This window comes from Streptomyces sp. NPDC005898, assembly GCF_040629635.1.
Lineage (GTDB): Bacteria > Actinomycetota > Actinomycetes > Streptomycetales > Streptomycetaceae > Streptomyces.
In genome coordinates this window covers 97723-115811 of record NZ_JBEXWC010000006.1, presented here as the reverse complement: position 1 = coordinate 115811, position 18089 = coordinate 97723, and the positions used below count along the sequence as shown (strand labels likewise).

At 73.1% G+C, this 18089-nt stretch carries 13 protein-coding genes; 4 read left to right on the top strand and 9 right to left on the bottom strand.

Annotated features, from left to right (window positions below):
• Window positions 1-402: 402 nt before the first annotated feature.
• Window positions 403-1932: a UDP-N-acetylglucosamine 1-carboxyvinyltransferase gene (locus ABZ385_RS10925; protein WP_358580849.1), complete on the top strand. Its 1530-nt coding sequence runs from the start codon at window positions 403-405 to the stop codon at window positions 1930-1932.
• Window positions 1933-2001: 69 nt separating this feature from the next.
• On the opposite strand, the gene ABZ385_RS10920 is transcribed toward ABZ385_RS10925, so the two are convergent.
• The 3 genes from ABZ385_RS10920 to ABZ385_RS10910 form a co-directional block, all read right to left on the bottom strand.
• Window positions 2002-2745, bottom strand: a complete 744-nt coding sequence (locus ABZ385_RS10920; protein WP_358910970.1) for a hypothetical protein — start codon at window positions 2743-2745, stop codon at window positions 2002-2004.
• 141 nt (window positions 2746-2886) lie between these two features.
• Window positions 2887-3285 (bottom strand): RidA family protein, encoded by a 399-nt coding sequence (locus ABZ385_RS10915; protein ID WP_358911144.1) that lies wholly within the window; start codon window positions 3283-3285, stop codon window positions 2887-2889.
• 435 nt (window positions 3286-3720) lie between these two features.
• Complete coding sequence (locus ABZ385_RS10910) at window positions 3721-4860, bottom strand: acyl-CoA dehydrogenase family protein (RefSeq protein ID WP_358910968.1); 1140 nt, start codon at window positions 4858-4860, stop codon at window positions 3721-3723.
• A gap of 108 nt (window positions 4861-4968) precedes the next feature.
• Here ABZ385_RS10910 and ABZ385_RS10905 point away from each other — a divergent pair, with 108 nt between their 5' ends.
• Window positions 4969-6639, top strand: a complete 1671-nt coding sequence (locus tag ABZ385_RS10905; protein ID WP_358910966.1) for an AMP-binding protein — start codon at window positions 4969-4971, stop codon at window positions 6637-6639.
• Window positions 6640-6643: 4 nt separating this feature from the next.
• A complete protein-coding gene (locus ABZ385_RS10900) occupies window positions 6644-7468 on the top strand; it encodes a PaaX family transcriptional regulator C-terminal domain-containing protein (protein ID WP_358580857.1) in 825 nt (274 codons plus the stop codon).
• Between the two features lie 7 nt (window positions 7469-7475).
• On the opposite strand, the gene ABZ385_RS10895 is transcribed toward ABZ385_RS10900, so the two are convergent.
• Window positions 7476-9767: a bifunctional salicylyl-CoA 5-hydroxylase/oxidoreductase gene (locus ABZ385_RS10895; protein WP_358911142.1), complete on the bottom strand. Its 2292-nt coding sequence runs from the start codon at window positions 9765-9767 to the stop codon at window positions 7476-7478.
• Window positions 9764-10591 carry an enoyl-CoA hydratase family protein gene (locus tag ABZ385_RS10890; protein WP_358580859.1) on the bottom strand — a complete coding sequence of 276 codons (828 nt, stop codon included), beginning with the start codon at window positions 10589-10591 and terminating at the stop codon, window positions 9764-9766. Before ABZ385_RS10890 ends, ABZ385_RS10895 begins: the two co-directional genes overlap by 4 nt.
• Before the next feature lie 263 nt (window positions 10592-10854).
• On the opposite strand from ABZ385_RS10890, the gene ABZ385_RS10885 reads away from it, so the two are divergent.
• A complete protein-coding gene (locus ABZ385_RS10885) occupies window positions 10855-11274 on the top strand; it encodes an ATP-binding protein (RefSeq protein WP_358910964.1) in 420 nt (139 codons plus the stop codon).
• An 18-nt stretch (window positions 11275-11292) separates the two neighbouring features.
• Here ABZ385_RS10885 and argF read toward each other — a convergent pair whose 3' ends face one another.
• The 4 genes from argF to ABZ385_RS10865 form a co-directional block, all read right to left on the bottom strand.
• Complete coding sequence (gene argF, locus ABZ385_RS10880; RefSeq protein WP_358580865.1) at window positions 11293-12291, bottom strand: ornithine carbamoyltransferase; 999 nt, start codon at window positions 12289-12291, stop codon at window positions 11293-11295.
• Window positions 12292-12409: 118 nt separating this feature from the next.
• A complete protein-coding gene (locus tag ABZ385_RS10875) occupies window positions 12410-13642 on the bottom strand; it encodes an arginine deiminase (protein ID WP_358910962.1) in 1233 nt (410 codons plus the stop codon).
• Between the two features lie 60 nt (window positions 13643-13702).
• Window positions 13703-16300 (bottom strand): polynucleotide kinase-phosphatase, encoded by a 2598-nt coding sequence (locus ABZ385_RS10870; RefSeq protein ID WP_358910960.1) that lies wholly within the window; start codon window positions 16298-16300, stop codon window positions 13703-13705.
• Window positions 16297-17802: a 3' terminal RNA ribose 2'-O-methyltransferase Hen1 gene (locus ABZ385_RS10865; protein ID WP_358910958.1), complete on the bottom strand. Its 1506-nt coding sequence runs from the start codon at window positions 17800-17802 to the stop codon at window positions 16297-16299. The genes ABZ385_RS10870 and ABZ385_RS10865 overlap by 4 nt, the downstream gene beginning before the upstream one ends.
• Between the last annotated feature and the right edge of the window lie 287 nt (window positions 17803-18089).

Genomic DNA, 18089 nt, shown 5'->3' with positions numbered 1-18089 from the left:
GGCCCGCCCAGCGTGCGCGGAAGGTCTCTGGCATACGTCGTCCCTGCTCACGTACGCCTCGGGGGTGGTACGCCGATGCCGTGTCGTCCCTGTCATCGGTACCGGTGAGCGGGGCGGGGCGGGCGATCTCGTGCTGCTCGGCCGCGATGTGACGCGGTGTCGGTGGCCGGGATCAGTCCCGCCGAAGTGCGCCCCGCGCTCACCGGAGGCACAGTGGTGCATGACGCGTGGCCCTGCCCCGGCGCCCACGGTGGGCTCGTCGGCGCCCACGGTGGGGTCGTCGGCGGTCGGCTCGCGCGGTCGGGTGAACTCCCCTACGGGGAAAGGTCGCCCGGAAGGCCGCTCCCCGGATGGCCCACCCCAGCGCGCAGTTCATCTCATATCTGAGATAACCTGCCACACATGGCAGACGACTACCTCGTACGCATCGGTAAGCTCATCCGTGACGCCCGGCAGCACAGGGGCTGGACACAGACGCAGCTCGCCGAAGCGCTCAGCACCAGCCAGAGCGCCGTGAACCGCATCGAGCGGGGCAACCAGAACATCAGCCTTGAGATGATCGCCCGCATCGGTGAGGCGCTCGACAGCGAGATCGTGTCGCTCGGCTACGCCGGGCCCATGCACCTGCGGGTGGTCGGCGGCCGCCGGCTCTCCGGTGCCATCGACGTCAAGACGAGCAAGAACGCGTGCGTGGCGCTGCTCTGCGCGTCCCTGCTCAACAAGGGGCGCACGGTGCTGCGCCGCGTCGCCCGCATCGAGGAGGTCTACCGCCTCCTGGAGGTGCTCAACTCCATCGGCGTACGCACCCGTTGGATCAACGACGGCGTCGACCTGGAGATCGTGCCGCCCGCCAAGCTGGAGATGGACGCCATCGACGCGGAGGCCGCGCGCCGCACCCGCTCGATCATCATGTTCCTCGGCCCGCTGCTGCACCGCATGGACCGCTTCAAACTGCCGTACGCGGGCGGTTGCGACCTGGGCACCCGCACGATCGAGCCCCACATGATCGCGCTGCGCCGCTTCGGTCTGGACATCGCCGCGACCGAGGGGCTGTACCACGCGGAGGTGGCCCGCGACGTCTGCCCCGACCGCCCCATCGTGCTGACCGAGCGCGGGGACACCGTCACCGAGAACGCCCTGCTGGCCGCGGCCCGCAGCGCCGGCACGACCGTCATCCGCAACGCCTCGTCGAACTACATGGTCCAGGACCTGTGCTTCTTCCTGGAGGCCCTCGGCGTCGAGGTCGAGGGCATCGGCACGACGACGCTGACCGTGCACGGCGTGCCGACCATCGACGTGGACGTCGACTACTCCCCCTCCGAGGACCCGGTCGAGGCGATGAGCCTGCTCGCCGCCGCCGTCGTCACGGAGTCCGAGCTGACGGTGCGCCGGGTGCCGATCGAGTTCCTGGAGATCGAGCTGGCGGTCCTGGAGGAGATGGGCCTGGACCACGACCGCACGGCGGAGTACTCCGCCGACAACGGTCGCACCCGTCTGATCGACCTCACGGTCCGCCCCTCCAAGCTGGAGGCGCCGATCGACAAGATCCACCCGATGCCGTTCCCGGGCCTGAACATCGACAACGTCCCCTTCTTCGCGGCCATCGCGGCGGCGGCGCAGGGCAAGACGCTGATCCACGACTGGGTCTACGACAACCGCGCGATCTACCTCACGGACCTCAACCGCCTCGGCGGCCGCCTCCAGCTCCTCGACCCGCACCGCGTCCTGGTCGAGGGCCCCACCCGCTGGCGCGCCGCCGAGATGATGTGCCCCCCGGCCCTGCGCCCCGCGGTGGTCGTCCTCCTCGCCATGATGGCGGCCGAGGGCACCTCGGTGCTGCGCAACGTCTACGTCATCAACCGCGGTTACGAGGACTTGGCGGAGCGCCTGAACTCCGTCGGGGCACAGATCGAGACGTTCCGGGACATCTGACCGGGACGTCACACCTGCCCGCCGGCGCCGCGTGGGTGAACGCCGCGCGGGGCGGGCAGGTGGCCCGGATCAGCCGCCCGAGGCGGCGAGTTCCTTGAGGTCGACCGTCTCGCCCTTGGCCGGCGCCTTCGGGCTCACGGGCTTGTTGTAGTCGGTGAAGGTCGCCTCGTTGGGCTTGTCGCCGCCCTTCACGGTGGCGCGCAGGATGTAGGGCTTGCCCTCCGTGGCCACGTACATCGTGTGGGTCTCGCCGCCGGAGGCCTTTTTCGTCAGCGCGATGGCCTCCTTGCCGTCGATGGACGTGGTGTCGCCCTTCTTCATGCCCTTGCGGCTCGACTTGTCCTCGTCCATGGAGGCGATCAGGCCCTGCTTGTCGCACAGGCCGGACGTCGCGGCGTCGTCGGCGGGTGTCTTGACCCACTTGTCGACGACCTTGTCCAGCACCTTGTCCGAACCGGCCTGGTTCCGCAGCGCGTTCTTCCAGTACTGCTCGTTGCCGCGCACGTACAGCGCGGCGTTCGTGTGCCGCAGCTCGGCCTTGGCGCCCTCGGCGTCGATGGTCCCCTCGCAGTTCTTCTCCTGGTCCACCGCGAGGTCCACGCTCACCGACTTGCCGCCGGCCTGCCGCATGTCGCCCTTCAGGCGCATCGAGTCGGCCTTCTTGGTGGCCGCCACCGCCTTGGCCGCGATCTGGTCGGCACTGTCCTTGGCGAACGGCTTGTCGGCGCCGTCATCACTGTCCCCACACCCCGTCAGCAGAACGGCCGACAGCCCGACGATTCCGATGACACCCGTAACCTTGCTCGCACGCACGTGCTCACCCCTCCTCATCACCGGACCCTGGCGGCCGCGGCTGACTCCACCTACCCGCGAATCAGTCGGTGACGCAGGGGACTTGACGGTCTGTAGGGAGTCCAGAGACCGTCGGTGCGGCGGCTCGCCCCTTCGGGCCGCTCAGTCGAGAACGGCCACCCCGTCAAGCTCCACCAACGCTTGATCGTCCCATAGCCGGACCGCGCCGAGCACCGCCATCGCGGGGTAGTCGCGCCCCGCCAACCGCCGCCAGAGGCGGCCCAGTTCGGCGGCGTGGGCGCGGTAGTCGGCGACGTCCGTGGCGTAGACGGTGACGCGGGCGAGGTCGGCGGGGGTGCCGCCGGCGTGGCGCAGGGCGGTGAGGAGGTTGGTGAGCGCCACCTCGAACTGCTCGGGCAGGGTGGTTCCGACGACCTTGCCCGCCTCGTCCAGCGCGGTCTGCCCGGCGAGGAAGACGAGCCGGGAGCCGGTCGCGGCGACGGCGTGCGAGAAGCCGGTGGGCGGGGAGAGTTCGGCCGGGTTGACGCGGCGCAGGGTCATGGGGCGGGCCTCCTGGTTCTCCGGGTCGGTGACGGGGGCGTGCGGCACGACGGCGCCCCGGCGGGGGCGGGATGGACCCCGCGTGGCCGGCCACGGCTCGGTCCGGCCGCTCGCGGGCTCACAGTCCGGCCGCCCGCGGGCTCACGGTCCGCCCGCCGAGGGATTCGCGTCCGGCATCGAGGGCTTCGCGGTGCGCCCGCCGAGTGGTTCGCGGTGCGGCACCGGGGGATGCACGGTCCGGCCCACCGGCGGATGCACGGCCCGGCGCCGAGGGATTCGCGGTCCGCCCGCCGAGGAATTTCTCGGCCCGGCACGGAGGGATGCACGGCCCGCCCGCCGGCGGATGCACAGCCCGGCACCGAGGGGTTCGCCGTCCGCCCACCGGCCGATGCACAGCCCGGCGCCGAGGGATGCACGGCCCGCCCGTCGGCGGGCTCATCCGTACAGCTCCTTGGCGATGATCCCGCGCTGGACCTCGCTCGCCCCCTCGTAGACGCGCGGTGCCCGCACCTCACGGTAGAGGTGTTCGAGCAGGTGGCCGCGGTGCAGGGCGCGGGCGCCGTGCAGTTGGACAGCGGCGTCGACCACGTACTGCGCGCTCTCCGTGGCGAGCAGCTTCGCCATCGCCGCGCGCCGGGCGATGCCGGGGCCGTGCGGCCCTTCCCGGTCGTACGCCGCCGCTGCCGCGTACACCATCAGGCGCGCCGCCTCCGTGCGTGTGGCCATCTCGGCGATCTGGTGGGCGACGGACTGGAGGTCCTTCAGCTTGCCGCCGAACGCGTCCCGGGCGGCGGTGTGCGCGAGGCTCGCGTCCAGTGCCGCCGCCGCCATGCCGACGGCGAACGCGCCGACGCTCGGCCGGAACCTGTTCAGGGTGGTCATCGCGACGCGGAAGCCGCGGTCGACCTCGCCCAGGACGTCCTTGCGGCCCACCTGGACGCCGTCGAAGGCGAGCGTGCCGATCGGGTGCGGGGAGAGCATGTCGAGGGGGGCGCCGGTCAGGCCCGTGCGGTCGGCGGGGACCAGGAAGGCGGTGACGCCCCGGGAGCCCGCGCCCGGGGAGGTCCGGGCGAAGACGGTGTAGAAGTCGGCCTCGGGGGCGTTGGAGATCCAGCACTTCTCGCCGGTGAGGCGCCAGCCCGCGGGGCCGTCCGGGGCCGCCGCGAGGGACAGGGCCGCCGCGTCCGAGCCCGCGCCCGGCTCGGAGAGCGCGAAGGCGGCGACGGCGCGCCCGGCGCGGACGGGCGGCAGCCAGCGCTCCCGCTGCGCGGGCGTGCCGTGCGCGTGGACGGGGTGGGCGCCGAGGCCCTGGAGCGCCAGGGCGGTCTCCGCCTCCGTGCAGGCGTAGGCGAGCGATTCGCGCATCAGGCAGAGGTCGAGGGCGCCGGCCCCCGATCCGGTGCCGTCCTCGAACAGCCGCACCAGCAGACCCAGTTCGCCGAGCTCCTCGACCAGGGGCCGGTTCACGTGACCCGGTCGCCCCTGCTCCGCGAGGGGCCGCAGGCGCTCGGCGGCGAGGGCGCGCAGCTCCGCACACCAGGCGGTTTGTTCAGGATTGAGCGAGAATGCCGTCACCCCGGCCCCTCCTTTATCGCGCACCGTTGACTGTCGTCACCATCACGATACGCTCGTGGGGCGAGCCCACCACAGCGCCCGACCCGCAGGCAAGGGGGCAGAGCCGCCATGGATCCCACCGGCATACCGGGGCTGACACCGTCCGGCCACACCGACACCTTCGCCCGCGACCACCTCCCGCCGCGCGACCAGTGGCCCGCCCTCGTCCACGACCTCCCCGAGCTGCGCTACCCGGACCGGCTCAACTGCGGTACGGAGCTCCTGGACCGGACGGTGGAGCGGCTCGGCCCCGCCCGGCCCGCGTTCCACTCCGCGTCCGGCGGGACCTGGACGTACGGCGACCTGCTCGGCCACGTCGACCGGATCGCCCGGGTGCTGAGCGCCGAGCTGGGTGTGCGGCCCGGGGAGCGGGTGCTGCTGCGCGGGCCCACCACGCCCTGGCTCGCGGCCTGCTGGCTGGCGGTGATGAAGGCGGGCGCGGTCGCCGTCACGGTGCTCGCCCAGCAGCGGGCGCCGGAGCTGGCCGTCATGTGCGAGATCGCCCGGGTGCGGCACGCGCTGTGCGACGTACGGTCGGTCGACGACCTGGTCAAGGCCGGGGTGCCGGGCCTGGGCGTCACCACGTACGGCGGCGCGGGCCCCGACGACCTGCTGGCGCGCGCGGCCCGACGCCCCGGGCCCTACGCGGCGGTGGACACGGCCGCCGACGACGTCGCGCTCATCGCGTTCACGTCCGGCACGACCGGCCGCCCCAAGGGGTGCATGCACTTCCACCGCGACGTGCTCGCCATCGCCGACACGTTCGCGCGGCACATCCTCCGGCCCGTCCCCGACGACGTGTTCGCGGGCAGCCCGCCGCTCGGCTTCACCTTCGGCCTCGGCGGGCTCGTCGTCTTCCCGTTGCGCTTCGGCGCCTCCTCGGTCCTGCTCGAACAGGCGGCGCCCAGACAGCTCCTGCCCGCCATCGGGCGCCACGGCATCACGGTGGTGTTCACCGCGCCGACCGCCTACCGCACGATGCTGGAGAAGCTCGACGGGTACGACATCTCCTCGCTGCGCCGCTGCGTCTCGGCCGGCGAGAACCTCCCGGCGGCCACCTGGCGCGCCTGGCACGAGCGCACCGGGCACCGCATCATCAACGGCATCGGCGCGACGGAACTGCTGCACATCTTCATCTCCGCCGCCGACGACGCGATCAGACCGGGCACGACGGGGCGCCCCGTTCCGGGCTGGCACGCGCGCGTGGTGGACGAGTCCGGGGCGCCGGTGCCCGACGGCGAGCCGGGCCTGCTCGCGGTGCGCGGCCCGGTCGGCTGCCGCTACCTCGCCGACGAACGCCAGCTCCAGTACGTGCGCCACGGCTGGAACGTCACCGGGGACACCTACATCCGGGACGCCGACGGCTACTTCCGCTACGTCGCCCGCGCCGACGACATGATCATCTCGGCCGGCTACAACATCGCGGGCCCCGAGGTGGAGGAGGCGCTGCTGCGCCACCCCGACGTCGCGGAGACGGCGGTGGTGGGGCGTCCGGACGAGCTGCGCGGGCACGTCGTGGTGGCGTACGTGGTGCCGCGCGAGGGAGCGCCACGGGACGCGGAGAAGCTGCGGGAGTTCGTGCGCACGGAGCTGGTCCCCTACAAGTGCCCGCGCGAGATCGTGTTCCTGGACGCCCTGCCGAGGACGGCGACGGGCAAGCTGCAGCGGTTCCGGCTGCGGGCGGCGCCGTCGGCCCGGCGGGCGGCGGAGTCCTCGGCCGCTCCGGGGCCCGTAGAGTGATCACGTGTCCGAGCAGCACACTCCACGGTCCCTGATCGTCACCTTCTACGGCGCCTACGGCCGGGGGGCGCCCGGCCCGGTCCCGGTGGCCGAGCTGGTGCGCCTCCTCGCGCCGCTCGGCGTCGACGCGCCGTCGGTGCGCTCGTCGGTGTCGCGGCTCAAGCGGCGTGGGCTGCTGGTTCCGGCGCGCACGCAGGCGGGCGCCGCGGGCTACGCGCTCTCCCCGGAGGCCCGTCAGCTCCTGGACGACGGTGACCGCCGCATCTACGGCGGGGCGGCCGGGGCGCGGGAGGGCGGCTGGGTCCTCGCGGTCTTCTCCGTGCCCGAGGCCGAGCGGCACAAGCGGCACGTGCTGCGCTCCCGGCTCGCGGGCCTCGGCTTCGGCACGGCGGCGCCGGGCGTCTGGATCGCTCCGGCGCATCTGCGCGAGGAGACCCGGCACACCCTGGAGCGCCTCCAACTCGCTCCGTACGTCGACCTGTTCCGGGGCGAGCACCTGGGCTTCGCCGCGACGGCGGAGGCGGTGGCGCGCTGGTGGGACCTCGCGGCCCTGGCCAAGCAGCACGAGGCGTTCCTGGACCGCCATGAGCCGGTGCTGCGCTCCTGGCAGGCCCGCGGCGACGCTCCCCCGCCGCCCGAGGAGGCCTACCGCGACTACCTCCTCGCGCTCGACTCCTGGCGTCGACTGCCGTACGCCGACCCGGGCCTGCCGCCGGCGCTGCTGCCCCGCGACTGGCCGGGCGTCCGGTCGGCGGAGGTGTTCACGGCGCTGGACACGCTGCTCCGGGAGGCGGGGGCGCGGTTCGTGTCACCGCCCGACACCGGCTGATGCCTCGTCAACCGCCGAGCGACAGGCGGGGTTTCGGGGCGTCGGTGCGGCCCGTCTGCGGTCTGCGGCTGCCCGCGCGGTAGGGCAGGGGCCAGGTCACCCCGGGTCCCTCGTACCCCTGCTCGGCCGCCGCGTGCAGGGTCCAGTGGGGGTCGTAGAGGTGGGGGCGGGCGAGGGCGCAGAGGTCGGCGCGGCCCGCCAGGACCAGGGAGTTGACGTCGTCCCAGGAGGAGATGGCGCCCACGGTGATCACCGGGACGCCGGTCTCGTTGCGGATGCGGTCGGCGTAGGGCGTCTGGTAGGAGCGGCCGTAGTCGGGGCGTTCGTCCGCGACGACCTGGCCCGTCGAGACGTCGATCGCGTCGGCGCCGTGCGCCGCGAAGGCGCGGGCGATCTCCACGGCGTCCTCGGCGGTGGTGCCGCCCTCGGCCCAGTCGGTGGCCGAGACGCGGACCGTCATGGGTTTGCCGGCCGGCCACACCTCGCGCACGGCGTCGAAGACTTCGAGGGGGAAGCGCAGCCGTCCGGGCAGGGAGCCGCCGTAGGCGTCCGTGCGCCGGTTGGTGAGGGGCGAGAGGAACCCGGAGAGCAAGTAGCCGTGGGCGCAGTGCAGTTCGAGGAGGTCGAAGCCCGCTTCCTCGGCGCGCGTGGCCGCCGCGACGAACTGTTCGCGGATGCGCGTCAGACCCGGCCGGGACAGTTCGCGCGGCGTCTGACCACCCGGCTTGTACGGCAGCGGGGAGGCGGCGTCCAGCGGCCAGTTGCCGTCGGGCAGCGGGTCGTCGATGCCTTCCCACATGCGTTTCGTGGAACCTTTGCGGCCCGAGTGGCCGAGCTGGACGCCGATCGCCGTGCCGGGCGCCTGGGCGTGCGCGAAGTCGGTCACGCGGCGCCAGGCCCGGGCCTGTTCGGCGGTGTAGAGCCCGGCGCAGCCCGGTGTGATGCGGCCGCGCTCGCTGACGCAGACCATCTCGGTCATGACCAGGCCCGCGCCCCCCAGGGCCCGGGCGCCCAGGTGGACGAGGTGGAAGTCGCCGGGGACGCCGTCCACGGCGCGGTACATGTCCATCGGGGAGACCACGACGCGGTTGCGCAGGGTGAGGTCGCGCAGGGTGAAGGGCGTGAACATGGGGGGTGTGCCCTCGGGGCAGCCGAACTCGCGCTCCACGGCGCGGGTGAAGCCGGCGTCGCGCAGCCGGAGGTTGTCGTGGGTGACGCGGCGGCTGCGGGTCAGGAGGTTGAACGCGAACTGCCGTGGGGGCTGGTCGAGATGGTCGGTCAGACGCTCGAACCACTCCAGGCTGGCGCGGGCGGCCCGCTGCGTGGAGGCGACGACGGGGCGGCGCTCGCTCTCGTACGCCTGGAGGGCGCGCGGGATGTCGGGCTGTTCCCGCAGGCAGGCGGCGAGGGCCAGGGCGTCCTCGACGGCGAGCTTGGTGCCGGAGCCGATGGAGAAGTGCGCGGTGTGCGCGGCGTCGCCCAGCAGCACCGTGTTCCCGTGCGACCAGCGGGAGTTGACGACCGTACGGAAGTTGGTCCAGGAGGAGCGGTTGCCGCGCAGGGGGCGGCCGCCTAGAGCCGCCGCGAAGATCTTGGCGCAGCGCTCGGTGGACTCGCGCTCGTCGAGCCGGTCGAAGCCCGCCGCCGCCCAGACCTCCTCGCGCATCTCGACGATGACGGTGGAGGCGCCGGTGCCGGCCGCGGAGTAGGGGTAGCCGTGCAGCTGCATGACGCCGTGCTCGGTCTCGGCGATCTCGAAGCGGAAGGCGTCGAAGGCGAAGTCGGCGGCCAGCCAGATGTAGCGGCAGCGGTGGGTGGTCACGCTCGGGCCGAAGGCCTCGGCGTGCGTCTCGCGCGTGCGGCTGTGCACGCCGTCGGCCGCGACGACCAGGTCGTACGCGGCCGCGAGGGCGGCGGCGGGCGGCGCCTTGGCGCGGAAGCGGAGTTCGACGCCGAGTGCGCGGCAGCGGGCGTGCAGGACGGCGAGGAGGCGGCGCCGTCCGAGCGCCGCGAAGCCGTGGCCGCCGGAGGTGTGCCGCCGGTCGCGGTGCACGATGTCGATGTCGTCCCAGCGCACGAACTCCGCCTGGAGGGCGGCGTAGACCTCCGGGTCGGCGTGTTCGATGCCGCCGAGGGTCTCGTCGGAGAGGATGACGCCGAAGCCGAAGGTGTCGTCGGGGGCGTTGCGCTCCCAGACGGTGACCTCGCGGGCCGGGTCGAGGCGCTTGAGCAGCGCCGCGGCGTACAGGCCGCCCGGGCCGCCGCCGATGACGGCCACGCGGTGGGCGCCCGCGTTCATCGGCCCCGCCACTTCGGCGGGCGCTTCTCGGTGAACGAGGCGTGGAACTCCGCGTAGTCCTCGCCGTTCATGAGCAGCGCCTGGGTCGCCGCGTCCAGCTCCACGGAGGCGGCGAGCGGCATGTCCAGTTCGCTGGTGAGCAGCGCCTTGGTCTGGGCGTACGCGAGGGCCGGGCCGTCCGCGAGGCGGCGGGCCAGGGCCGCCGCGGCCTCTGCCGCCTTGCCCTCGTCCGTCAACTCGCTGATCAGGCCGATCCGTTCGGCCTCGGGGGCGCGCACCGCGTCGCCGAGCATCAGCAGCCGGGTGGCGTGGCCGAGGCCGACGACGCGGGGCAGGAGGTAGGCGGCCCCCATGTCGCCGCCGGAGAGGCCGACGCGGGTGAAGAGGAAGGAGAAGCGGGCGCTGGGGTCCGCGACGCGGAAGTCCGCGGCGAGGGCGAGCACCGCGCCGGCGCCGGCGGCGACCCCGTGCACGGCGGCGATCACCGGGAAGGGGCACTCCCGGACGGCCCGGACGACCTGGCCGGTCATGCGGTTGAAGTCGAGGAGCTGGGCGGTGTCCATGGCGAGCGTCGCGCCGATGATCTCCTCCACGTCGCCGCCCGAGCAGAAGCCGCGCCCCTCGCCGCCCAGCACGAGGGCGCGCACGGACTTGTCGCGGGACAGCTCGGCGAGGAGGTCGCGCAGGTCGGCGTAGGCGCCGAAGGTGAGCGCGTTGAGCTTGTCGGGGCGGGCGAGGGTGACGGTGGCGACCCCGTCGTCGACGGCGAGGCGCAGGTGCCGCCAGTCGGGGGTGCGGGTCGCGGAGCCGGTGAAGGGACTCATGAGGTGCGGCCTCCTCGGCCTGGGGGCTGGAGTTCGCCGGCCGCGGCGCGGCGCCCGGTGCGGGCACGCGGTGCGGCTCCTGTCGAAGCTATCACCGATCTGTGACCGTCGTCACGAGTGCGCGATACAGGGGGCGGGAGTCCGCCGAGGGAGCAGGGCCGGACGTCCCGCGCCGTGCCCGACCGCGGCCTCTGTCGACATAGCGCTTAGGATTTGTACGGTTGAAAGCAGGACCGCCGCCTGCTGCCTTGAACGGACCCCTCTTGCCTCAGCCCCCCGCCCCCGCCTCCTGGCGCATCACGCTGCCGCACAGCGCGGCAGCCGTGCCCGTCGCCCGCGCCCTGGTCCGCACCGCCCTCACCGACATCGAGGCGTCACCCGACACCGACACCGCGGAGCTGCTCACCGCGGAGCTGGTCGCCAACGCCGTCGAGCACACGGTGGGGCAGAGCCCCATAGAGCTGGTGATCGAGCTGCTGCCCACCGGCTGCCAGGTCGAGGTGCACGACTCCAGCCCGCTGCCGCCCGGGAACCTCAGCGCGTCCGAGCCGCCCGGCCCACCCGACCCCTGGCAGGAGCACGGGCGCGGCCTGCTCCTGATCCGCACCCTCAGCTCGTCGTGCGGGCACCGCCCCACCGCCTCCGGCAAGGCGGTCTGGTTCACGCTCCCGACGCGGCCCTAGCGGGGAGCCGCCGGCCGGTCAGGCGAGGGTCGCGACCAGGACCGCCTTGATGGTGTGCAGGCGGTTCTCGGCCTCGTCGAAGACGACGGAGTGCGCCGACTCGAAGACCTCGTCGGTGACCTCCAGGGAGGTCAGGCCGTGGCTCTCGTGGATCTCGCGGGCGACCTGGGTGCCGAGGTCGTGGAAGGCCGGCAGGCAGTGCAGGAACTTCACGTCCGCGTTGCCGGTGGCGCGCAGCACGTCCATCGTCACCGCGTACGGCGCGAGGGCGGTGATGCGCTCGTCCCAGACCTCCTTGGGCTCGCCCATGGAGACCCACACGTCGGTGGCCACGAAGTCGGCGCCCCGCACGCCCTCCTCGACCGCCTCGGTGAGCGTGATCCTGGCACCGCTCCCGGCGGCGAGCGCGCGGGCCTGGGCGATGACCTCCTCGGCCGGCCAGTAGGCCTTGGGCGCCACGATGCGGACGTCCATGCCGAGCAGGGCGCCGGTGACGAGGTAGGAGTTGCCCATGTTGAGACGGGCGTCGCCGAGGTAGGCGAAGGCGACGTCGGTGAGGGGCTTGGCCGTGTGCTCCGTCATCGTGAGGACGTCGGCGAGCATCTGGGTGGGGTGCCACTCGTCGGTGAGGCCGTTGTAGACGGGCACACCGGCGTGCGCGGCGAGGGTCTCCACGGCCTCCTGGGCGTCCCCGCGGAACTCGATGGCGTCGAACATGCGGCCGAGCACGCGGGCGGTGTCCTTGATGGACTCCTTCTTGCCGATGTGCGAGCCGGACGGGTCGATGTACGTCGTCGCGGCGCCCTGGTCGGCGGCGGCGACCTCGAAGGAGCAGCGCGTCCTCGTGGAGTTCTTCTCGAAGATCAGGGCGATGTTCTTGCCGGTCAGCCGCCGGATCTCGGTCCCGGCCCGCTTCGCCGCCTTCAGCTCCGCGGCCAGGTCGACCAGGCCGCGGAACTCCTCGGCGGTGAAGTCCGACTCCTTGACGAAGTGGCGGCCGGTGAGGTCTGTGGCCATGGCGATGCTCCTTGAGCGCGGGGACGGGAACCGGGAAGCTGAAACTATATACGATCCTTTACATTAGTATGCAGATCGGCTTGGACAACGGCATCCGCCGGGCCGGGGCGCCCGCCCGTCAGGCCCCCGGCACCGCGTCCCGCTGGATCGGACAGCTCATGCAGCGGGGACCGCCCCGGCCGCGCCCCAGCTCGCTCCCGCGGATCTCGATCACCTCGATGCCCTGCTTGCGCAGGAACGTGTTGGTCGTCGCGTTCCTCTCGTAGGCGATCACCACACCCGGCTCGACCGCGAGGACGTTGCAGCCGTCGTCCCACTGCTCCCGCTCCGCCGCGTGCACGTCCTGGGTGGCCGTGAGCACCCGGATCGCGTCCAGGCCGAGCGCGGCGGCGATCGCCCGGTGCATGTTCTCCGGCGGATGGTCGGTGACCTTCATCTCCTTGTCCCCCGCGCCCGGTTCGATGGTGTACGAGCGGAGCATGCCGAGCCCCGCGTACTGCGTGAAGGTGTCGCCGTCGACCATGGTCATGACCGTGTCGAGGTGCATGAACGCACGTCGCTTCGGCATGTCGAGCGCCACGATCGTCTGCGCCGAGCCCGCCGCGAACAGCTTGTGGGCGAGCATCTCGACGGCCTGCGGCGTGGTGCGCTCGCTCATGCCGATCAGCACGGCTCCCTTGCCGATGACCAGGACGTCGCCGCCCTCGATGGTCGAGGGGTAGTCGGCCTGGCCCTGCGACCACACGTGGAAGTCCTCGGACCGGAACAGCGGGTGGTGGCGGTAGATCGCCTCGAAGTGCACGGTCTCGCGCTGCCGGGCGGGCCACCGCATGGCGTTGATGGACACGCCGTCGTAGATCCACGCCGAGGTGTCGCGGGTGAAGAGGTGGTTGGGCAGCGGGCCGAGCAGGAAGTCGTCCAGGTCCATGCAGTGGAAGCGCACGGAGGTCGGCTCGGCGTGCGCCTCCAGGAACTCCCGCTTGGTCATGCCGCCCACCAGCGCCTCGGCCAGCTCCGTCGAGGGCATCGTCTCGAACGCGGCCCGCAGGTGGTCGGTGGCCAGCGGGCCGTACTCCTTCTCGTCGAAGACGCGGTCCAGGACGAGCAGGCGGGCCTCGGGTACGTCCAGGGTCTCGGTCAGCAGATCCCCGAAGAGGTGGACCGTCACCCCCCGGTCGCGCAGCACGTCCGCGAACCCGTCGTGCTCCTGGCGGGCCCTGCGCACCCACAGGACGTCGTCGAAGAGGAGGGCGTCCTTGTTGCTCGGAGTAAGCCGCTTGAGCTCCAGATCGGGGCGGTGCAGTATGACGCGGCGCAGCCGCCCGGCCTCGGAGTCGACATGGAATCCCATGGGGTCCATCTTTCCCCGGCCGGACGGCTCACGCGCGGACAACGCGCCACCTGGTGGTGGTCACAGCCTCGGGTCGACCGGCTCCGACTCCAGGGCGAGGACCGCGAACACCGGCTCGTGGACGCGCCACAGCGGCTCGCCCTCCGCGAGCCGGTCCAGCGCCTCCAGGCCGAGCGCGTACTCCCGCACGGCCAGCGAGCGCTTGTGGCCGAGGGAGCGGTCCCGCAGCTTGGCCAGGTTCTCCGGGCGCGTGTACTCCGGACCGTAGATGATCCGCAGGTACTCCCGGCCCCGGCACTTGACGCCGGGCTGCACCAGCCGCCCCTCGGCGTTCCTGACCAGGGCCCCGACGGGCTTGACGACCATGCCCTCGCCGCCGCGGCCGGTCATCTCCAGCCACCAGTCGATGCCCGCCCCGACGGACGACGCGTCGCCGGTGTCGACGTACAGGCGGCGGGTCGTCTGGAGCAGCCCGCTCCCGTCGTGCTCCACCATGCGGTCCAGCAGGGCCAGTTGGGCGTCGTGCGGGAGCGCGGCGAGGCTGCGGCCCTGGACGGCGAGGATCTGGAACGGCGCGAGACGCACGCCCTCCAGGCCGTCGGTCGGCCAGCAGTAGCGGCGGTAGGCGTCCGTGAACGCGGCGGCGTCGGCGGCGCGTTCCCGCTGGCGGGCCAGCAGGTCGCCCGCGTCCACGCCACGCGCCGTCGCGGCCCTCAGGGCGGCCAGCGCGCCGGGGAAGACGGCCGCCGACGCGGCGCCGACGGCGGCGTACTGCGTGCGCAGCAGACCGGACGCCTTCAGGGACCACGGCATCAGCTCGGCGTCGAGCAGCAGCCAGTCCGTCTCCAGCTCCTCCCACAGGCCGGCGTCCCCGGCGGCGGCGCGCAGCCGGGCGAGTATCTCCTCGGTGACGGACGCGTCGTTGAAGAAGGGGCGGCCGGTGCGGGTGTAGAGGGAGCCGGTCGGGCCGCCCTCGACGCCGAACCGGTCCCGGGCCGCGTCCGCGTCACGGCAGACCAGGGCCACCGCGCGCGAGCCCATGTGCTTCTCCTCGCACACCACCCGGGCGACGCCCTCCCGCGCGTACGAGGCGAAGGCCTCCGCCGGGTGCTCCAGGTAGCCGTCCCGCCGGGAGGTGGCGGTGGGCGCCATCGTCGGCGGCAGGTAGGGCAGCAGGCGCGGGTCGACGGCGAAGCGGCTCATGACCTCCAGGGCCGCCGCCGCGTTCTCCTCGCGGACGGCGACCCGGCCGGCGTGCCGGGTCTCCACGACGCGGCGGCCGTGCACGTCGTTCAGGTCGAGGGGGCGCCCGTCGTGGCCGCCCGGCGCCTCGGAGCGCAGCGGCTTGACGGGCTCGTACCAGACGCGCTCGGCGGGTACGTCGACGAGCTCGCGCTCCGGCCAGCGCAGCGCGGTCAGCTTGCCGCCGAAGACGGCGCCGGTGTCCAGGCAGATGGTGTTGTTCAACCAGGTCGCGGTGGGCACGGGTGTGTGGCCGTAGACGACGGCGGCCCGGCCGCGGTACTCCTCCGCCCACGGGTAGCGCACCGGCAGCCCGAACTCGTCGGTCTCGCCGGTGGTGTCGCCGTACAGGGCGTGCGAGCGGACCCTGCCGGACGTGCGCCCGTGGTACTTCTCGGGGAGCCCGGCGTGGCAGACGACGAGGTCGCCGCCGTCCAGGACGTAGTGCGAGACGAGACCGTCCAGGAACTCCCGCACCCGGACGCGGAACTCCTCGCTCTCCCGGCCCAGCTGGTCGACCGTCTCCGCGAGCCCGTGGGTGAGCCGGACGCCGCGGCCCCTGAGGTGGCGGTTGAGCTTGTTCTCGTGGTTGCCGGGCACGCACAGCGCGGTGCCCGCGGCCACCATCGCCATGACGCGGCGCAGCACGCCCGGGGTGTCCGGGCCGCGGTCGACCAGGTCGCCGACGAACACGGCCGTACGCCCTTCGGGGTGCGCGCCGTCGACGTAGCCGAGCTTGCCCAGCAGCGTCTCCAGCTCGGCGGCGCAGCCGTGGACGTCCCCGATGATGTCGAAGGGGCCGGTGAGGTGGGAGAGGTCGTTGTAGCGCTTCTCGGTGACGATCGAGGCGCCCTCGACCTCCGCGACGCCCCGCAGGACGTGCACCTTGCGGAAGCCCTCGCGCTCCAAGTGCCGCAGAGAGCGGCGCAGTTCGCGCTGGTGGCGCTGGATGACGCGGCGGTGGACGCCGGCCCGGTCGGGGCGCCCGGCGTTACGCGCGGCGCAGACCTCCTCGGGCACGTCGAGCACGATGGCGATGGGGAGCACGTCGTACCGCCTGGCCAGTTCGATCAGCTGCTTGCGGCTCTCGCTCTGCACGTTGGTGGCGTCGACGACGGTGCGCCGGCCGGCGGCCAGGCGCTTGCCCGCGATGTAGTGCAGCACGTCGAAGGCGTCGCGGCTGGCGCTCTGGTCGTTCTCGTCGTCGGCGACGAGGCCGCGGCAGAAGTCGCTGGAGATCACCTCGGTGGCCTTGAAGTGCCGGTGGGCGAAGGTGGACTTGCCGGAGCCGGTGGCGCCGACGAGCACGACGAGGGAGAGGTCGGTGACGGGAAGCCGGCGGTGCGTCCCGGGCGTCACGGCCTCGGTGTCGACGGTGTCGTCACGGCTGTCGGTGTCGTCACGGCTGTCGGTCATGCCGCCCGCACCTCCTTCGTGTTCTTCTCCGCCTGTGTGAAGACCGCCATCTGGGTGGGCGGTCCGACCTCCGGGTCGTCGTCGCCGACCGGCACGAACTCCACCGTGTACGCGTGCCGCTCCGCGACCTGGCGGGCCCAGATCCGGAACTCCTCGCGCGTCCACTCGAAGCGGTGGTCGCCGTGGCGCCGGTGGCCGGCCGCGAGGGTCTCCCAGCGGACGTTGTACTCGACGTTCGGCGTCGTCACCAGGACCGTGCGGGGTCTGGCCGAGCCGAACACGGCGTATTCCAGGGCGGGCAGCCGCTCCACGTCGAGGTGCTCGATCACCTCGCAGAGCACCGCCGCGTCGTACCCCTTGAGCCGGCTGTCGGTGTACGCGAGCGAGCCCTGGAGGAGCTGGACGCGCTGGGCCTGCCGCTCGCCCAGGCGGTCCAGCTTCAGCCGCCGCGAGGCGAGGGTCAGCGCGCGCATCGACACGTCGACACCGACGATCTCCGTGAACCGGGCGTCCTTGAGCAGCGCCTGCACCAACTGGCCCTGGCCGCAGCCGAGGTCGAGCACGCGCGCCGCACCGGCCGCGGTGAGCGCCGCGAGGATCGCCTCACGGCGGCGCACGGCCAGCGGCACCGGCCTGCCCTCCGACGCGTCCGCGCCCTCGTCGGCCCCGGGGTCGGCGGACTCCTCCGTCACGGCGTTGTCGATCTCCGCGATGTCCGTGTCGTCGGCGTCGGCGAGCCGGACCAGTTCGAGCCGCTCCTGCGCCTGACGGGTCAGGGAGTGGCGGCGCGCGAGGTAGCGCATGGTGATGACCTGCTGCTCGGGGTGGTCGGCGAGCCAGCCCTCGCCGGCCCGCAGCAGCTTGTCGACCTCGTCCGCCGAGACCCAGTAGTGCTTGGCGTCGTCCAGGACGGGCAGCAGCACGTACAGGTGCCGCAGCGCCTCGCCGAGGGTCAGTTTCCCGTCGGGCACGTCGAGCACGAGGCCGACGTAGCGCGAAGTGCCCCACTCGGGGAACCGCTCGTCCAGCGGGACGGGTGTCGCCGTCACCGTCCAGCCCAGCGGCTCGAACAGCGCCCGCACCAGCTCCGCGCCGCCGCGCGCGGGCAGCGCGGGCACCTCGATCCGCAGCGGCAGCGGCTGTCCCACCCGCTCGGGCAGCGCCCTGCACACGCCGCGCATCGCGCTGGAGAACACCGCGCTGAGCGCGACGGCGAGCAGCGACGAGGCGGCGTAGGGGCGGTCGTTGACGTACTGCGCCAGTGCCGCGTCGGGCGCGCCGCCCCGCCCCTTGCCCTTGCCGCGCCGCACGAGCGCGACGGGATCGACCTCCAGGAGCAGCGCGGCCGTGCAGCGCTCCGCGCTCGCCTCGGGATAGAGGACGTGCGCGGGACCATAGGAGGTGGGATACGTCTGGGCGCTGTCGGGATGCTTGTGCAGCAGGAACCCGAGGTCGGTCGCCGGGCGTTCGGGGGTACCGGTGGTGGTGATCGTCAGGAACACGGGTCGGCCTCGAAACGGGGTCTGAGCCGTGGCGGCACCGGGCGCGGGTCCCCGCACGTCACGTCACAGTGCACGTCACATGCGCGGGCGCCGCGCGCCGGTGGTCCCCACGGCAAGGGGAAAGCGCGCTTCGGTGCTCGCGGCTCCGGGCCGTACCCGGCCCCGGAAGCCGTGCGCGCGCCGCGCCACGGTCGCCCGTCCACGCGGCGCCCTCACCTGCGGCGCGCCCCCACAACGTACAGCGAACGGCACGGGCACACCCCGGAATATCCGCTCAGCCGTTCGTC

Bases quoted from the DNA above. Each gene is read 5' to 3' on its own strand.
- ABZ385_RS10890 (WP_358580859.1), bottom strand. From the start codon at position 10,591: ATGAGTCCCTTCACCGGCTCCGCGACCCGCACCCCCGACTGGCGGCAC.
- ABZ385_RS10915 (WP_358911144.1), bottom strand. From the start codon at position 3,285: ATGACCCTGCGCCGCGTCAACCCGGCCGAACTCTCCCCGCCCACCGGC.
- argF (WP_358580865.1), bottom strand. From the start codon at position 12,291: ATGGCCACAGACCTCACCGGCCGCCACTTCGTCAAGGAGTCGGACTTC.
- ABZ385_RS10870 (WP_358910960.1), bottom strand. From the start codon at position 16,300: ATGACCGACAGCCGTGACGACACCGACAGCCGTGACGACACCGTCGAC.
- ABZ385_RS10895 (WP_358911142.1), bottom strand. From the start codon at position 9,767: ATGAACGCGGGCGCCCACCGCGTGGCCGTCATCGGCGGCGGCCCGGGC.
- ABZ385_RS10925 (WP_358580849.1), top strand. From the start codon at position 403: ATGGCAGACGACTACCTCGTACGCATCGGTAAGCTCATCCGTGACGCC.
- ABZ385_RS10905 (WP_358910966.1), top strand. From the start codon at position 4,969: ATGGATCCCACCGGCATACCGGGGCTGACACCGTCCGGCCACACCGAC.
- ABZ385_RS10875 (WP_358910962.1), bottom strand. From the start codon at position 13,642: ATGGGATTCCATGTCGACTCCGAGGCCGGGCGGCTGCGCCGCGTCATA.